This is a genomic window from Candidatus Methylospira mobilis (genome assembly GCF_009498235.1).
Lineage (GTDB): Bacteria > Pseudomonadota > Gammaproteobacteria > Methylococcales > Methylococcaceae > Methylospira > Methylospira mobilis.
Genome location: NZ_CP044205.1, coordinates 3671104 through 3686075 on the forward strand (window position 1 = coordinate 3671104; position 14972 = coordinate 3686075).

Consider the following 14972-nt stretch of genomic DNA (forward strand, 5'->3'; position numbering starts at 1 on the left):
TGCTTACCGGCGGGGAACAGGTAAGCCATCTTCAATAAGGCCTTCGATGTGAAATTGGATTGCTTCCCGTATTTCTCGTTCAATTTCTTCGACGGTGAAACCAGTAGCGACGCAGCCAGGTAAATCTGGAACGTAGGCTGAATAATTATTTTCTGTTTTTTCGACAACAATTGCGTAACGCATACGTTAGCCCTTTCACTGTGCTTGTTTAAGAATGCTATTCAAAGTGCCGGGAGCTAAATCATCGTTTGGTTTTCCGGGTACAGTGACGCGACCACTTTTTATGGGGTGCTTGAACTGACGGTGGCTGCCTCGTGTTGTGGCAAGGTACCAGCCATCCATATTTAGCATAGCTGCCAAAGTTTCGTTTACTTTGATGTGGTGAAAATAGCATATTGCTATGGTTTTGCCAAAAACACTAACGACCAAGCTCAGGCGGCGCGGCCCCCGGAGCCGAAAAAGGAACGGAGGCCGAAAACCACCGCGAAAGCCCAAAGAAGCGAAGGGCCGCGCTCGCCTGGAGCGCCTTGCTTGCGTAACAATCAGCTCGTGCCGCAAATCGCGCCTAAGAAACAGTGTTGCAGTTCGATCCGTTGTGACAAACTGGAAGGTGATTAGCACTAATGTTCACAAGCCATCGATTACTGGTGCAGGGCGGAAATCAGCTTGTCCTTATAATTCCAACGCTTCCATTGGTCGAATCCGTACTTTCGGTAGAGTAGAGATGTGGCGCGGTGATAGTAGGTCAAGCCTATCTGTTGCCGCCTCTTTCGTCTGGCGCTGCCTCAATAGCTGAACCTTAACTCCGTTTCCCCACCCCCTCATCGAACCCATCGGGCCTATCTCAGGCTATGGGCTCTCGGACAAAACATTACGCTTTCGCCCACGGAAAGCTATGAGTTCCTGTCGGCAGATTAACCAGTCCCAACTGCTCGTATAGGTATTGGTCGGGGTAGCGCCTTCCTCCATTGCCATGAACCTTGTGCTTCTTGCATTACCACCGGCGGAGCCGTCGTGTGACATGGGTATTTGGCTCTGTACGCGGGACTAACCGGTCCGAGGCAGAAATAGTTTGCCCAGCCCGTCAGCTTCCGGTTCAGCCTTCCCACAACATACTCGGCATCCATATAGGTTCGGCCATTTGTATTGGTTTTGAACTGAGGCCCCTTCCATCCATCGGCATTACTCGACTTCAAAGGGAGTACGGGCCTCTCCGCCACCCCATCACGCCCGGTCTGGCCATCGCGGGCTTCCGGTTAGTCTTGCGTTCAACCACATCATGGGGCTTCCCGTGTTGCGTCTGCCTTCCTCTTGAAAGTTGCCGGGCGGGATTCGCACCCATTGAATATTTACACCAGCAAGATACTACGCTATGCTTTTTTCTCTCCTCGCCGTTTAAAAGCGGAGCCCACGCCATGACCAATCCCCAACATACTTTGGTTTCCCTGGAAAACACACCGGCGCGGCTGGATACGCGAGCGAATGTTGCAACTGGCCGATATTAAAGGATTAGGTTCTGTTGACGTATCACCGCAACCAAATGAGAGCTGAGACGAAGTGAAGGAAGGCCATGTAGTTGCGAGCTGTTTTTTCAAAACGCGAAAATATTCGTCGGTAATGTTTGATTTTGTTGAAGAAGCATTCAATCAGATGGCGTTCCTTGTAAATAAACCAATCGCACTCGCGTACCTTGTTTCGATTGCAGCGCGGAGGAATGACGGCTTTCATATCTCTCGCTACGATGGCCTGGACGAGCGCATCGCTGTCATAGCCTTTGTCACCGACAAACGCACGCGCACCCGCCGGCGTCAGCGCCGGCAAGGTTTCAGCCTGTCCAATGTCGCTGGCCTGCCCTCCGGTCAGTAAGAATTCGAGGGGATTCCCCAAGGCATCGGTGATGGCGTGAATCCTGGTAGTAAAGCCGCCCTTCGATCGTCCCAAGGCTTCATCCTCGGCATTGCTGCCCGCCGCGCCACCAGCGCAGGGATGAGCCCGGTTGATGGTGGAATCGATAAACACGCTTTGCAAATCAGGATGATGGATGCATCCGGCGAACAGCGACTGCCAAACCCCATGCTTGCTCCAGCGGGAAAAACGCTTGAACACGGAGTTCCACTTGCCATGCGCTTCCGGCAGCAAACGCCATTGCGATCCCGATCGAAGAATTTGCAGAACGGCAACCAGAAAGGCCCGGCACTGTTCCTCGGACGTCGATCGGACATGCCGATGTTTCACCAGTATGGGATAGATAACGTTCCAGTCTTCGGCGCTAATTTCGAGTCGGTCAGCCATTTTCGAAATGGTTCCAGCTTCACTGGTGGCGCGTGCTAATGTCAACAGAACCTAGGACGCCTACTGAGTATTTAATAGGAACGACCAACCAATGGAGCCGGATCGCGGTTGCCCTGCGTTTCGCACCCCCGATTCCACGGTAAACAATGGGTAACATCATGACCGAAGCAGAGCATGACGCGCAATCGCACATAGAATTGGCAATAAAGGTGAAAATATTTGAATCTATGGGGTGGAACCAACTAGCCGATCGTCTTTAGGCGCGTTTCCAATCGTTTTAGGACTGAATTATTGTAAACAAGCTGGTACACAAAAACGGCTACCCTGTAACACAAAATGCCGTTTTATCGACAACCCGGCGCAGCACAAAACTTGAATGCACACCGCTCACGCCTTTGATTCCTGTGATGCGTTTGAGCAGCAGTTCCTGATAAGCATCCAAATCCTTTACCACCACCTTAAGTTGATAGTCGGCCGCCTGACCGGTGATCAACAGACATTCCAATACTTCAGGAATTTTAGCGACGGCCGTTTCAAAATCATTGAAACGCTCCGGTGTGTGCCGGTCCATCGAAATGTGGATCAAGGCCATCAGCGTTAGACCCAATGCCTTTGCGTCCAACAGGGCTCGATAATCGGTAATAAGACCAGATTCTTCCAGCACCCGCACCCGGCGCAGACATGGGGACGGCGACAAGCCAATGCGGTCCGCCAGTTCCTGATTACTAATGCGTGCATCGGTTTGAAGTATCTGCAATATTTGCCGGTCGAAGCGATCGAGTTCCATTATTTGCCGACAAGATTAAAGAAATTGAAACATAAATTAACATTTACCATGGATAGCGCAATTATATGCCAGGAACAAGGCATTGTTAAAGCATAATAGCAATCGAATATCTCAAGGGTTGGCATAAACTATGGGCTTCCCGAAAACTTTCAGAAGCCCGCCCATATGTTACAAAATCCGTCCACAAAATACCGATCGTTCCGGCCTGTCAGGCTTACCGACCGGCAATGGCCCAACCAAACGCTAACAGCGCCACCGATCTGGATGAGCACCGATTTGCGCGATGGCAATCAAGCGCTGTTTGAGCCGATGAACGCCGAGCGTAAATTGCGTTTATTCCAAACCCTTTGCGACATTGGCTTCAAGGAGATCGAAGTCGCTTTTCCGTCGGCATCGCAAACCGATTTCGATTTCGTACGCCAATTGATTGATGAGCAGCACATACCGGACGATGTGACTATTGAAGTGCTTACCCATGCCCGCGAACATTTGATCCGGCGTACTGTCGCATCGCTGAAAGGAGCACGTCGCGTAATCGTGCATATTGTTAACGCTACGTCGAAACCGTTTCGTGAACTGGTATTGGGAATGAGCAAGAACGAAATCATCGCAATGGCGGTATCCTCCGTGAAGTTGACGAAACAGTTGATCGCCGATTGCCCGGAAACCGAGTGGGTGCTGGAATATAGCCTGGAAACCTTCACTGCAACCGAGCTGGATTTCGCTATTGCAGTCTGCGATGAGGTAAGCAAAGCATGGGGGGCGACGCCGGATCACAAAATCATTCTCAATTTGCCGTCGTCGGTGGAAGTGACGACACCGAATATCTATGCCGATCAAATCGAATGGATGCATCGTCACATCGCTCGCCGCGACAGCGTCATCCTCAGTGTGCATCCACATAATGATCGCGGCACGGCGGTCGCTGCCGCCGAATTGGCGGTGATGGCAGGGGCCGACCGGGTCGAAGGCTGTCTGTTCGGTAATGGTGAACGCACGGGCAATGTCGATCTGGTCACGCTGGCGTTAAATCTATATACCCAAGGCATTTCGCCTGGCCTGGATTTTTCGGACATCAATGCAGTGGCGCGTACCTTTGAGGACTGTACCCAACTGCCTATTCATCCGCGCCACCCTTATGTCGGCGACCTTGTGTTCACTGCCTTTTCCGGTTCGCATCAGGATGCGATCAAAAAGGGTTTTGCCGCACAAAACCCGGTTGATTTTTGGAATGTACCCTACTTGCCGTTTGACCCGGCCGACCTTGGCCGCAGCTATGACTCAATGATCAGAATCAATAGCCAGTCCGGCAAGGGCGGCATTGCACATTTGCTGGAATCGCAGTATGCAGTGGCTTTACCGCGCCGTTTGCAGGTCGAGTTCTCCGGGGTGGTGCAAAAACAGACCGACATCCATGGAGGGGAAATGAGTGCCGCCGATTTGTGGCAACTGTTTTCGCAAACTTATCTCGATACCGTCGATCCGATGCGCTATGTCGAACACCATCTTTACGAACATGACATCGGTCAGGGTGTACGCCTTGTTGTGGCAATGAATGGAACGGTGCATGTGCTGGCCGGTCAAGGCAATGGCCCAATTGATGCCGCCGTACATGCCTTGAGCGGCATCGGCATGTACATAAACGTTCGTAGCTTTGAAGAACGTTCCATGGGTTGCAGCGCCGATGGCGGAGAAGCCCGCGCCTGCGCTTTTATCGAGATCATACCGTCAAACAGTCGCGGCCATTATTATGGAGTTGGCATGGATAGCAATATTGTCACCGCGTCAATCAAAGCATTGATAAGCGGCATTAATCGGTTGGTGAATGGCGGTGTTGACTCAACACTGCCCCGTTAGAATGCGGATAGCGACAGGCTTTCCGCTTTCCCGAAGTTAGCCCCGAAGTTTTGGCGGCGATACATGCTCAAACGGGCAGGCCTATTTAGGAACTGCTACCTTGACTTACTTGATTAGCCAGACTAGACTAAGCTATATGTTTTACGGAGAAAGCAATGCACACGGTCAATATGTTGCAAGCCAAGTCCTCGCTGTCGCGCCTGGTAGAAGCCGTTGAGCAAGGACTGGAGCGCGAAATCGTGATTGCCAGAAATGGCCGTCCCGCAGCAAAGCTGGTGCCGATAGATGCGCCTCCTTCCGGGAAGCGGATTGGCGTGGCGAAAGGTTTATTTGAAGCGCCTGATACGATTGACTCCCATAACGACGAGGTGGCTCGGCTATTCATGGGCGGGATGCAGCCTTGAACCTGCTGCTGGACACTCACGTCGCTCTGTGGGCCATCACCGACAGTCCGAAATTGCCCCAGAAAGCGCGCGAGCTGATCCGGTCGCCCAAAACAACCGTCTGGGTTAGCGCCGCGAACATCTGGGAAATTGCGATCAAACATGCGCTGGGGCGCGGCGATATGCCCGTATCGAGCGAGGATGCCGTACGCTATTTCCAGGAATCCGGGTATCGCTTCCTCTCTGTAGAAGCGGAGCATGCCGTTGCCGTTGAAACCTTGTCTTCGCACCATCAAGACCCTTTCGACCGCATTCTCGTCGCCCAGGCGCTCGTGGAACCTATGCGCTTAATGACGAATGACCCGCTGGTATCCCTTTATAGCGACACGATTATCAGGCTGTGAAAACCGGATGTTACGCCATTCGTCCCAAGCCTTTCGATACCTGAAACTGAAAAGCCCGGGTCGAATCGGCGCTTTTACTCTCGCCCTCTTCGACAATGCAAAAGGTCGAAACAGAACGAAAAACGGCTCAGCCTTAAGCCTCCAGCAAAGCCAGACGCAGCTTCTTCATCGCATTATTTTCCAACTGACGTATACGCTCGGCCGAAACGCTGTAACGATCGGCAAGGTCGTGCAAGGTCAGCTTTTTCTCGTTCAACCAGCGGCAAGCCACGATGTCGCGGCTGCGCTCGTCCAGCGTATCCATCGCATCCAGCAGGCGCGCCTGAGCGTGTTCGCCGGCCTGATCGTCAGCCAGAAATTCTGCCGGATCGGCATTGCTCTGCTGTAGATAATAAGCAGGCGCGCTGCTCTCGTGCTCGTCATCATCGTCGTGCGCATCGAACGATGTGTCCTGACCGCTCAACCGGCCTTCCATTTCGTATACCGCCGATACATCGACGCCCAGCTCTTCCGCAACCCGGCTGGCTTCGTCATGGGTAAACCAGCCAAGCCGGTTCTTGAATTTGCGCAAATTGAAGAACAGCTTGCGTTGCGCCTTGGTGGTCGCCACTTTGACGATACGCCAGTTCTGGATAATGTATTCGTGTATTTCGGCCCTGATCCAATGCACGCCGAACGACACCAGCCGCACCCCCACTTCCGGGTCGTAATGCTTCACGGCCTTCATCAAGCCGATGTTGCCTTCCTGAATCAGATCCTGCAACGGCAATCCGTAGCCCATGTAACCGCGCGCGATATGAACCACAAAACGCAGGTTGGACAAGACGAGCTGACGCGCCGCATCAAGATCGTTTTCATCGCGAAAACGGCGCGCCAGCGCCCGCTCCTCCTCGGCTTCCAAGCGTGGAACCTTGTTAACGGCGGTGACGTAATCGTCTATCGAACCGACGGGAAAATTACCAGGCAGCGTTAATGCATAGGCCATAAAATACCTCAATAGTCACAAGCTGGATTTAATTCTAGCACTCTTATGTTAAGAGTGCTAACCTCTTTATGAAGTTCCCAATGCGCGCAAACGGCGTAAATGACTTTCCACCACGATCCACGCGCCCAGTATGCCGATCAGCGCCGACAGCGACAGCAACAGCATGGCCTCGGAAAAACTGACGAACTCGAGCGTCAGCTCATGCCCGAACAAAGTCGCCAACTGATGTACCGGAACCTGTATGATTACCGCCAGTATGCCGACCAGCACCAGCGCCGTCAAACCGCCAAGCAGGCCAAACCACAGTCCGGTATATAGAAACGGGCGTCTGACGAAAGCGTTGCTGGCGCCCATCAGCTTGGTTACCAGTATCTCATGGTCGCGGTGATGCAACTCCAGACGAACGGTGTTTCCAACCACGAACAGCACGGACAGGGACAGCAACACCCCCAGCGTAATCAAGGTACGCTGCATGATGCCCAGCAAGGTTTGCAATTTAAGCAGCCATTCCATGTCGGCCTGTACGAAATCGACTTCGGGCAGCGCACTGAGTTCGGCAATCAACTTTTGCACCTCGGCGCGGGACGATAACGCATCGCGCGGCTGTATGGTAATAACCACCGGCAGCGGATTGAAATCGAGCGACTTCAATGCCTCGCCCAAGCCGCTGTAATGTTCGAACTCGAGCAGCCCGGCCTCGCGGGTAATCAGGCGCGCCTCCAGGATTTGCGGCATTTGCGCCAGTTTTCCGGTCAGCTTCTGTCCGTTTTCATTGCTTATATCCGGTTTAAGGAAGACGGACATGCGACTGGTCGCTTCCAGCCCGCCTATCGCCTGCTGTGCGTTTTTCAACACCAGAGAGAAACTGAGCGGAAACGACAGCACGATGGCGATCACACCTATGGTCATCAGACTGGCGGGAGAGCGGTACAGCCGTCCCAGGCTGGCGATCAGGTTATGGGCGTGCTGGAAAGCGTAGCTGTCCAGCCGGGCAAGCAGATTGGCGCTGTTAAAGCGTTCGGCAACGCCCAAAGGTTGTCTGCCGCGGGTTCTGCCGCTCTTACGCCGCTGAGCGCCGTGCATCAGCGCGCCTCCTCGATCAGCCGGCCTTCGCTCAAATGCAGCAAACGGCCGCCCATGCTCGACACCAGCCCCAGGTCGTGACTGGCGATCAGCACGGCGACACCGACCTGGGTAAACTCGTGAAACAGGCTCATGATTTCAACCGAAAGTTCCGGGTCCAGATTGCCGGTCGGCTCATCCGCGAGTATCAATTGCGGCTTATGAACGATGGCGCGCGCAATGCCGACGCGCTGCTGCTCGCCGCCGGAAAGGCTTACCGGGTAGCGCTTCTCGCGATTCAGCATATGCACCTTATCAAGCGCCGCGCGCACGCGCCGGGCTATTTCCGCATGGCCGAACCCGGCGATCACCAGCGGCAGCGCCACGTTGTCAAAGACGGTACGATCATGCAGCAGCTTGAAGTCCTGAAAAATAAGCCCCAGCCTTCTGCGTATGCCCGGGATATCGTGTTCCGGAAGTTTGGACAGATTCACGCCATCCAGCATGATCTGGCCGCGCGTGGGGCGGTCTATCACCGGAATCAATCTGAGCAGGGTGCTTTTCCCGGCGCCTGAGGCGCCGGTCAGAAAGGCGAGATCGCCTGCATGCAACTCAAAGCCTACCCCGGAGAGGACTTCGCCCCCTTCAGAATAGCGCTTGGTAACGCCGCTAAAAGTCAGCACTGCGCGCTCATATCAAGCGGAGCATGCCGCCTGGCGATCGAACAAGGCATCGATAAAGCTGCGCGCATCGAAGTCCTGCAAGTCTTCTATGCCTTCCCCAACCCCGATAAAGCGTATCGGAATGCCGAACTGCCGCGCCAGCGCAAACACCACGCCGCCTTTGGCGGTGCCGTCCAGCTTGGTTATCACCAGCCCGGTCAAGCCCACGGCCTCGTTGAACAAGCGCGCCTGCGAGATGGCGTTCTGCCCGGTTCCGGCATCCAGAACCAGCAACACCTCGTGCGGCGCTTCCGGATCGAGCCGCGCCATGATGCGCTTGATCTTGCTCAGTTCCTCCATCAAGTTGGATTTGGTATGCAGGCGCCCCGCCGTATCCGCAATCAGCACGTCCGCGCCGCGCGCCTGCGCCGCCTGCACGCCGTCGAAAATTACCGAAGCGGAATCGGCGCCGGAACCCTGGGATATGACCGGTATCTGATTGCGCTCGCCCCAGCTCTGCAACTGCTCGACCGCGGCGGCGCGAAAGGTATCGCCAGCCGCCAGCATCACCTGTAAACCACGCGTTTTGAGATGGTTGGCCAGCTTGCCTATGGTGGTCGTCTTGCCGACGCCGTTGACGCCGACCACCAGGATTACGAAAGGCTTGCCGGTTTTCGCGATTTCCAGCGGGATGCTGCATGGCGAAAGCATCCGGTAAAGCTGTTCTCGCAAACGGGTGGCAAGCGCCTCGGCATCGCCCAATTGACTGCGCTCCAGGCTTTGCGTCAACTCGGCGACCACTTCGTTGGTAACGGTCACCCCCATGTCCGACATCAGCAACTGCGCTTCGATATCGTCAAGCAGGTCGCGGTCTATCTTTTTTTGCCCTAACGCACCCAGGAAACCGCTCAGACCGTTGCGCGTCTTGCCCAGACCGCCGCGCAAACGCGCAAAAAGATTGTCGCCGGTTACCGGCGCGGGAATCGGAGTTATTTCTTCCGGCAACGCCGGCTGCGGAATTACAGCCTCGGGCGCTCGCAGACGCAGATAAAAAACGATATGCAGTACATTCAGCCACAGCAGCAAAGCGACTGCGCTATGCGCCACCACTATCGCTACCGGCAGACGCAGCACCACGCCCGCAATGCCGAGACAGACCTGCAACAGCAGCAAAAAGTTAAGCAGCACGCCCGCTTTGCTCAAACGCCCTACCGCCTGGTTGGAGCTGATCGCCAGCGCCAGCAGACTGAGCAGCACAAATACCAGCACGGCGCCGATACGATGCGCCCAATGTATCGCCGCTCGCGCAACTTGCGGAAGCACGCCGCCCTGCGCGCCGGGATCGGGCAATGAAAAGGCCGCTGCAAAATCCAAAGGCGGAGTGTATGACCCCATACAGGTTGGGAAATCCGGACACGCCAGACCGGCATGCCGAATAGACATCCATCCGCCCAGCGCAATTTCAACCAGTAGCGCCAACAAACCGGCCCGCGCCAGCCAATGCAATGCCGAGACACGGGTGGGCCCGCTTTCCAGCGTAGCCGGACGCTGCAACGAATGCAGCCCATACAGCACCGAGAGCGCCAGCAAGCCCAGCAAACCGTGCAGGCTCAGCACCAACGGCGCGGACAACCAGCGAGCCGCCCAAAACCCCAGGGAAAACTGCAAACCGACCAGCAGCAAGGCGATCAACGAAAGCACAAGCGCCTCGCTCCGCCGCCGCGCCCATGCGGAAGCGAGTACCAGCAACGATACGGAAACGCCCAGCGCAGCCGCCAGCGAACGCAGCGCAACGGATTTCCAGCGCGCATGTTCCTCGGCGGCTGCGCTGCTTTCCAACCCATGCGCGGCCGGCAAGGAATCGCTAATGCTACTCCCGTAACACCCCGGCCATTCGGGACACCCCAGTCCGGCATCCGACGCCCGCATGTACGCACTCAGCAGCAACACGCCCAGCACCAGCAAAACAGAAAACAGGCTTAATTTTTTGTACATGCTTTTTACTCAAAGAATCAAAGTTGGCGGCGCGTCATCAAAATAGTTACCGTTCGCAGTGAACCGGCAGATCCTTTGATTTTCCGTTAAGGAGAAGCTGAATGAACCCCTGCCAGTCCCGAACAAACGGTTAATCCGCGGGTTTTAACGCAACGATTTCCTACTCGGGCCTCTTACCCTATCTGCGACGCTTTCAATAACTTCTGCAAATCCCTGAGCACGCCGTAAGGATCGAACCCCGCATCGTAACGCATCATCACGTTGGCAAACGGATCGAGCAGCAACAGCGTTCCATCGGCCAGCGCCGCCCCGGCAGCGCCATTCAGCTTTTGCAACAATGCTTCCGGCATCCTTGCAATAACCAGGGTTGGGTCCTCGGCGGTCAGCGTTTTCAAAGCGCCTTCGTCAACAGAAGCGGAAACCAGCAATAAACGCCGGACGCGCGAAATTTCCTTGTTCAGCATCAATCGCAATTGCGCCGTCTTATGATTGGTTTCCAGACACGCGCTATCGCAAACGGAAGAAGTCGCCAACTGCACCAACACCCAGCGCCCCTTGATTTCGGTAAGCGTCTCCACCGCGCTGACCGGGCTCCGAAACAGTTCGGCATAATCCAACGGCAACGGAGGAACCACAAAATGGCCGTAATTGCTCTTTTGACGATCCTGAACCAGCTCCGTATGCCGGGCCAAATACCAGGCTGCACCGAAAGGAACCAAACAGATCAATATAATGGAAAATATAATCAGCCGGTTGCGATGCGCGACCGATCCGCGGGAAACATTAGACACATTGATATCCAAAAAGTCGAACGTGTGCGGGAACCAGCTGATGATAACGGCTTGTCAAGACACGTGTGTTCATTATTATTTGTGAATCGAATTACGCTTGAACCCGTACCGGATATACAGAAACAGCAGTACCACCGCGAAGGAAAACCACTGGAACGCATAACCCAGACTTTTTTCAGGGTGCAAATCCGCCTGCCGCCAGTCGCGCTCGAAACCCTGTTTATCCTGATCGGACAATAATACCTGATAAGGCAGCAGGCGATAACCTAGCCGCGCCGCTATCAGTTCCGGCGTCACCCATTGCACCATCGCCGGCCAGCCCTCGGACGGCTTATCGCCTCCATGCAGTTTCAAACCTACCCCGGCAAACCGATCGAGAACGCCGCTGATTTTGATAAGATCAACAGGCGCGGACGGATGCGGAAAATCCTGGCGATCGCGACCCTGGGCCACCCAGCCGCGATTGACCAGCACGGCATAATCCGTACCGGCAACATGCAACGGCGTCAACACCTGGTAACCGGCTTGCCCATGCGCCACCTGATTATCCAGCAGCACGCTATGCGCGCCATCGTATTCGCCCGTCACCTGCACCGGACGGTAACGATCCTCTTCGGCCAAAGCGCCGGCAACCGGCAATGCCCCCGGCTGCTCGAGGCTGTTGCGAGAACGCAGATCCATCAGGCTCTGTTTTTGCGCCGCACGGTCCAACTGCCACATGCCGAGCGACACAAACAACGGTATCATTACCGACACGGCAAACGACGCCGGCCAGGAAGGCTTGAAGCTATATTTTCTCACATCAACCCTCTACCGGGGTATTAAACATGTTCACCAAGATTTTTGTAATCCTGATATTGCTTGTCATCATTGTCAGCCTCGGCGGGGCGCTGGTCTACCTGTTGAAAGACCGTAACCGCTCGCATCGAGCCGCGCGCGCGCTGACGATCCGCATCGGCCTGTCATTGGCGTTGTTATTCTTTCTGGTACTGGCCTATAGCGCCGGCTGGCTGCATCCGCACGGTCTCGCCAGGTTGCCCCAGCAGTAATACGCGAACACAATGCCCTTGGCCTCAAGCACGCTTACAATTCTAGCATGCGAGGCGCTGTTAACCGGATAGGCTTAAGAAAACCGTCACAACGATAGCACGCCTGCCAGAACACCAGAGTATCTCTGACTCGCTCGGGCATTTAACTACACAGTACATTGTCAAACGCTGGTACGAACGATGCGCGAAAAAATCCGCAAATAACGTCCCCGTTGCGATTTCAGGCAGCGAGATAAAAAACATCTCTGTTATTTACCGCAACGAAAGCGTATCTTCAAGCTTTTTTATTTACACGATAAATACAAATTATTTAATTATAATTTAATATTTGAAATTCCCCAACTGATGTATAACACTACGCCATGTTCACAAGGATTACTAATCAATTTATCCATGAACAAGTATAGCGTTGAACGATATTCAACAATTTTCCATATCTCACCAGGAGAAGCACATGGGGATTTCAGATGCAATTACCGGACAATCCAGCGGAGCGGAAACAGGTACCGACATCTCGCAACAAAGCGGCATTTTGGATGCCGTCGTAAGCTTGATCAACAATTCGCAAAGCGGAGGAATTCAGGGGCTGATCACTACCTTTGAAGAAAAAGGCGCAGGCGCCGTTATTGCTTCGTGGATAGGCGCCGGCGAGAACCTGGCAATTACCGGAGAACAATTGGAAGCGGTTTTTGGAAGCGACAGAATGCAGACTTTATCGCAGACTTCAGGCCTTACCTCTCATGATATTTCCGGCCATTTGAGCAAAATATTACCGCAGGTTATCGACCACCTGACGCCATCCGGATGCGTAGCCGAAGGTGATATGATCGATAAAGCCAAAGGCATATTCAACAGCCTTTTCAAATAACACCGACATTATCCGAAAATAACGGGTTGCCGGCCCTGAACGAAGCAACCGCCTTGTTCAGGGCGTCCCAAATTCCTGCAACGACCATCACGGCAATACGTCAATGCTTGTGCGCTCTTTTTTACACCATAGCCTGTTGGCAAAAGAGAGTATGAATTTTGCGTTTCCAATAATATCCTGAAGCGAAACAAAGACGACCACGATACCGAACACGGCAATTGCAAAGCTAATCAATCTACGCCAATTTTCAACTTCGGATTCCAGCCAGATCATTTCCCTCTGATCAGCCACATTACTCCACACCAAACGAGGAAACCGGCGATGTTTGAGTTATTTTGTTTATACCTTTATCCCGTATGCATACGTAAATCGCTCCGTTGGTTTCCGCCAACTTCTTTTAATTCCGTCACAGTTACGGTCTTGTTTCGGCCACTTTGTTTTGCGTAATAGAGCGCTTTGTCCGCCTGTTTCAGCATGGCTCCGTAGTCAAACCCCAAGTCGCGCGAATCGCAGACACCCAAGCTAATGGTGCAAGTCACAAAATCGTTCTCGTCAATCGGTAACGGCGTGCAGGCAATACCGGTGCGCATCCGTTCGGCAATTTGAAACGCATCATTTTCAGTTGCGTTGGGCAACAGCACGCAAAACTCTTCGCCGCCATAGCGCCCCAGATGATCGATATCGCGTATCGATGCGCGCGCAAGCTCGGCCACGCTTTGCAGAACCAGATCACCTTGCGGGTGGCCATAGCGATCATTAATGGACTTGAAATGATCGACATCCAGCATTATCAACGCCAATGGCTGTTGGCGTTTTATCAGTTGACCGCATAACCGGTCGGCGATGGCATCAAAACTGCGCCGGTTGAGCGCTCCGGTGAGGCTGTCGCTGGACGCAGCCTGCTCCAAATCGGCAGCCAAACGATAGTTCAGCATCAGCATGAAGCCAAAAGCTGCGCAGAACTGTGCGACGGTCATCAGCATCGGTGTTGGAGCATTTGAAATGAAAATATTTTCTACCGGCCCGGGGGTTCTCAGCGCTACTACCAAGCGTAACAGCATAGTCAAAGCCAGGATTGCGTATGATCCGGCCGTGAGCCGATACGCCAGCCGTAGCCGCGATTCGGTACGCGCCCACAACGCGCGTATACACAGCAGAAAAACCAGACAAAAAATAAACGAGTTAATTACCATCCTCATGCGGATATCCGTATCAACCACCACCCACCAATACGTATTGATTCCGCCCGCAATCGCAATAAGGGCTGGTAATACCAGCATGGGCGGTTTGCCGGTGAAGAGGCGTATGCCGTTAAGGCATAGCGATTGCCCAAGGATCAGGCACACCACCTCCACTACCAGGCGCCCATCGGCGGGCGCCATCGGAGTCAAATAATAAGTGCCGAGCACGAAAACCAGACCGAGACACAAATCACCCAGGGCATATTCCCTGACGCCACGAATCGACTTGAATTGCCAGCCTATCAGTAACAGCATACCTCCCATCAGTGAGCTGAGCAGGCCAAACATAAATGCTGCGGTACGAAGATCGAAATACATGGTTTAGAAACCTGATACGAGAGTCATCCGGACAACAGGCAAGGAGTGCAACGAGTAGAAAAAGGATATAATCATGCCGAAATATATTTCAGTCGTTGTATGTTACCAAAGTACACGCCGTTCAGCGGCGTATTTACCGCGTATAGCGACAGGCTTGACTTATTTCCGGCTGCCTCGGTCATGCCTCGAAAGTTCACGCTGAACAGTTACTTTTTTTGTAACTGATTCAGACCACAGAATTTAACGCTGCATGGCGGGCCGGGGTAAATTTGGCGAGT

General features: G+C 53.8%; 18 protein-coding genes. 5 read left to right on the forward strand and 13 right to left on the reverse strand.

Translation table 11 applies throughout. The annotated features are described in order from the left end of the window. Positions 1-3: 3 nt before the first annotated feature. From F6R98_RS16695 to F6R98_RS16715, 5 genes are all read right to left on the reverse strand, one after another. Positions 4-183 carry a type II toxin-antitoxin system HicB family antitoxin gene (locus tag F6R98_RS16695; RefSeq protein ID WP_194269989.1) on the reverse strand — a complete coding sequence of 60 codons (180 nt, stop codon included), beginning with the start codon at positions 181-183 and terminating at the stop codon, positions 4-6. Between the two features lie 12 nt (positions 184-195). Further along, a complete protein-coding gene (locus F6R98_RS16700; RefSeq protein WP_228125259.1) occupies positions 196-351 on the reverse strand; it encodes a type II toxin-antitoxin system HicA family toxin in 156 nt (51 codons plus the stop codon). A gap of 563 nt (positions 352-914) precedes the next feature. Next, positions 915-1220, reverse strand: a complete 306-nt coding sequence (locus tag F6R98_RS22875) for a group II intron maturase-specific domain-containing protein (protein WP_407079253.1) — start codon at positions 1218-1220, stop codon at positions 915-917. A gap of 307 nt (positions 1221-1527) precedes the next feature. Next, positions 1528-2292, reverse strand: coding sequence for an IS5 family transposase (locus F6R98_RS16710; RefSeq protein ID WP_153250028.1), 765 nt, complete (start codon positions 2290-2292; stop codon positions 1528-1530). Positions 2293-2611: 319 nt separating this feature from the next. Next, positions 2612-3079 carry an Lrp/AsnC family transcriptional regulator gene (locus tag F6R98_RS16715; protein WP_153250029.1) on the reverse strand — a complete coding sequence of 156 codons (468 nt, stop codon included), beginning with the start codon at positions 3077-3079 and terminating at the stop codon, positions 2612-2614. A 165-nt stretch (positions 3080-3244) separates the two neighbouring features. Between F6R98_RS16715 and leuA the strand changes: the two genes are divergently transcribed. The 3 genes from leuA (at position 3245) to F6R98_RS16730 (ending at position 5723) form a co-directional block, all read left to right on the forward strand. Beyond that, on the forward strand, positions 3245-4936 hold the full coding sequence (gene leuA, locus F6R98_RS16720) for a 2-isopropylmalate synthase (RefSeq protein ID WP_153250030.1): 1692 nt from the start codon (positions 3245-3247) through the stop codon (positions 4934-4936). Positions 4937-5091: 155 nt separating this feature from the next. Next, positions 5092-5340 carry a type II toxin-antitoxin system Phd/YefM family antitoxin gene (locus tag F6R98_RS16725; RefSeq protein ID WP_153250031.1) on the forward strand — a complete coding sequence of 83 codons (249 nt, stop codon included), beginning with the start codon at positions 5092-5094 and terminating at the stop codon, positions 5338-5340. Next, positions 5337-5723: a type II toxin-antitoxin system VapC family toxin gene (locus F6R98_RS16730; RefSeq protein ID WP_153250032.1), complete on the forward strand. Its 387-nt coding sequence runs from the start codon at positions 5337-5339 to the stop codon at positions 5721-5723. The genes F6R98_RS16725 and F6R98_RS16730 overlap by 4 nt, the downstream gene beginning before the upstream one ends. A gap of 133 nt (positions 5724-5856) precedes the next feature. Here the strand turns inward: F6R98_RS16730 and rpoH are convergent, their stop codons facing one another. The 6 genes from rpoH to F6R98_RS16760 form a co-directional block, all read right to left on the reverse strand. After that, positions 5857-6708 carry an RNA polymerase sigma factor RpoH gene (gene rpoH, locus F6R98_RS16735; RefSeq protein ID WP_153250033.1) on the reverse strand — a complete coding sequence of 284 codons (852 nt, stop codon included), beginning with the start codon at positions 6706-6708 and terminating at the stop codon, positions 5857-5859. 66 nt (positions 6709-6774) lie between these two features. Beyond that, positions 6775-7791, reverse strand: a complete 1017-nt coding sequence (gene ftsX, locus F6R98_RS16740) for a permease-like cell division protein FtsX (RefSeq protein WP_153250034.1) — start codon at positions 7789-7791, stop codon at positions 6775-6777. Continuing rightward, positions 7791-8453, reverse strand: coding sequence for a cell division ATP-binding protein FtsE (gene ftsE, locus F6R98_RS16745; RefSeq protein WP_153250035.1), 663 nt, complete (start codon positions 8451-8453; stop codon positions 7791-7793). Before ftsE ends, ftsX begins: the two co-directional genes overlap by 1 nt. Before the next feature lie 12 nt (positions 8454-8465). After that, complete coding sequence (gene ftsY / locus F6R98_RS16750) at positions 8466-10427, reverse strand: signal recognition particle-docking protein FtsY (RefSeq protein ID WP_153250036.1); 1962 nt, start codon at positions 10425-10427, stop codon at positions 8466-8468. 173 nt (positions 10428-10600) lie between these two features. Next, a complete protein-coding gene (locus F6R98_RS16755) occupies positions 10601-11218 on the reverse strand; it encodes a hypothetical protein (protein ID WP_153250037.1) in 618 nt (205 codons plus the stop codon). A gap of 75 nt (positions 11219-11293) precedes the next feature. Continuing rightward, the gene (locus tag F6R98_RS16760) at positions 11294-12019 is read right to left on the reverse strand and encodes an SURF1 family protein (protein ID WP_153250038.1); all 726 of its coding nucleotides are present in this window, start codon (positions 12017-12019) and stop codon (positions 11294-11296) included. 26 nt (positions 12020-12045) lie between these two features. On the opposite strand from F6R98_RS16760, the gene F6R98_RS16765 reads away from it, so the two are divergent. Together F6R98_RS16765 and F6R98_RS16770 are read left to right on the forward strand one after the other, a co-directional pair. Next, positions 12046-12267, forward strand: coding sequence for a DUF2909 family protein (locus tag F6R98_RS16765; RefSeq protein WP_153250039.1), 222 nt, complete (start codon positions 12046-12048; stop codon positions 12265-12267). Positions 12268-12721: 454 nt separating this feature from the next. Continuing rightward, positions 12722-13135, forward strand: coding sequence for a YidB family protein (locus tag F6R98_RS16770; protein WP_153250040.1), 414 nt, complete (start codon positions 12722-12724; stop codon positions 13133-13135). An 87-nt stretch (positions 13136-13222) separates the two neighbouring features. Here F6R98_RS16770 and F6R98_RS16775 read toward each other — a convergent pair whose 3' ends face one another. Together F6R98_RS16775 and F6R98_RS16780 are read right to left on the reverse strand one after the other, a co-directional pair. Then, positions 13223-13408 (reverse strand): hypothetical protein, encoded by a 186-nt coding sequence (locus F6R98_RS16775; protein ID WP_153250041.1) that lies wholly within the window; start codon positions 13406-13408, stop codon positions 13223-13225. Between the two features lie 74 nt (positions 13409-13482). Continuing rightward, positions 13483-14694: a GGDEF domain-containing protein gene (locus F6R98_RS16780; RefSeq protein WP_153250042.1), complete on the reverse strand. Its 1212-nt coding sequence runs from the start codon at positions 14692-14694 to the stop codon at positions 13483-13485. Between the last annotated feature and the right edge of the window lie 278 nt (positions 14695-14972).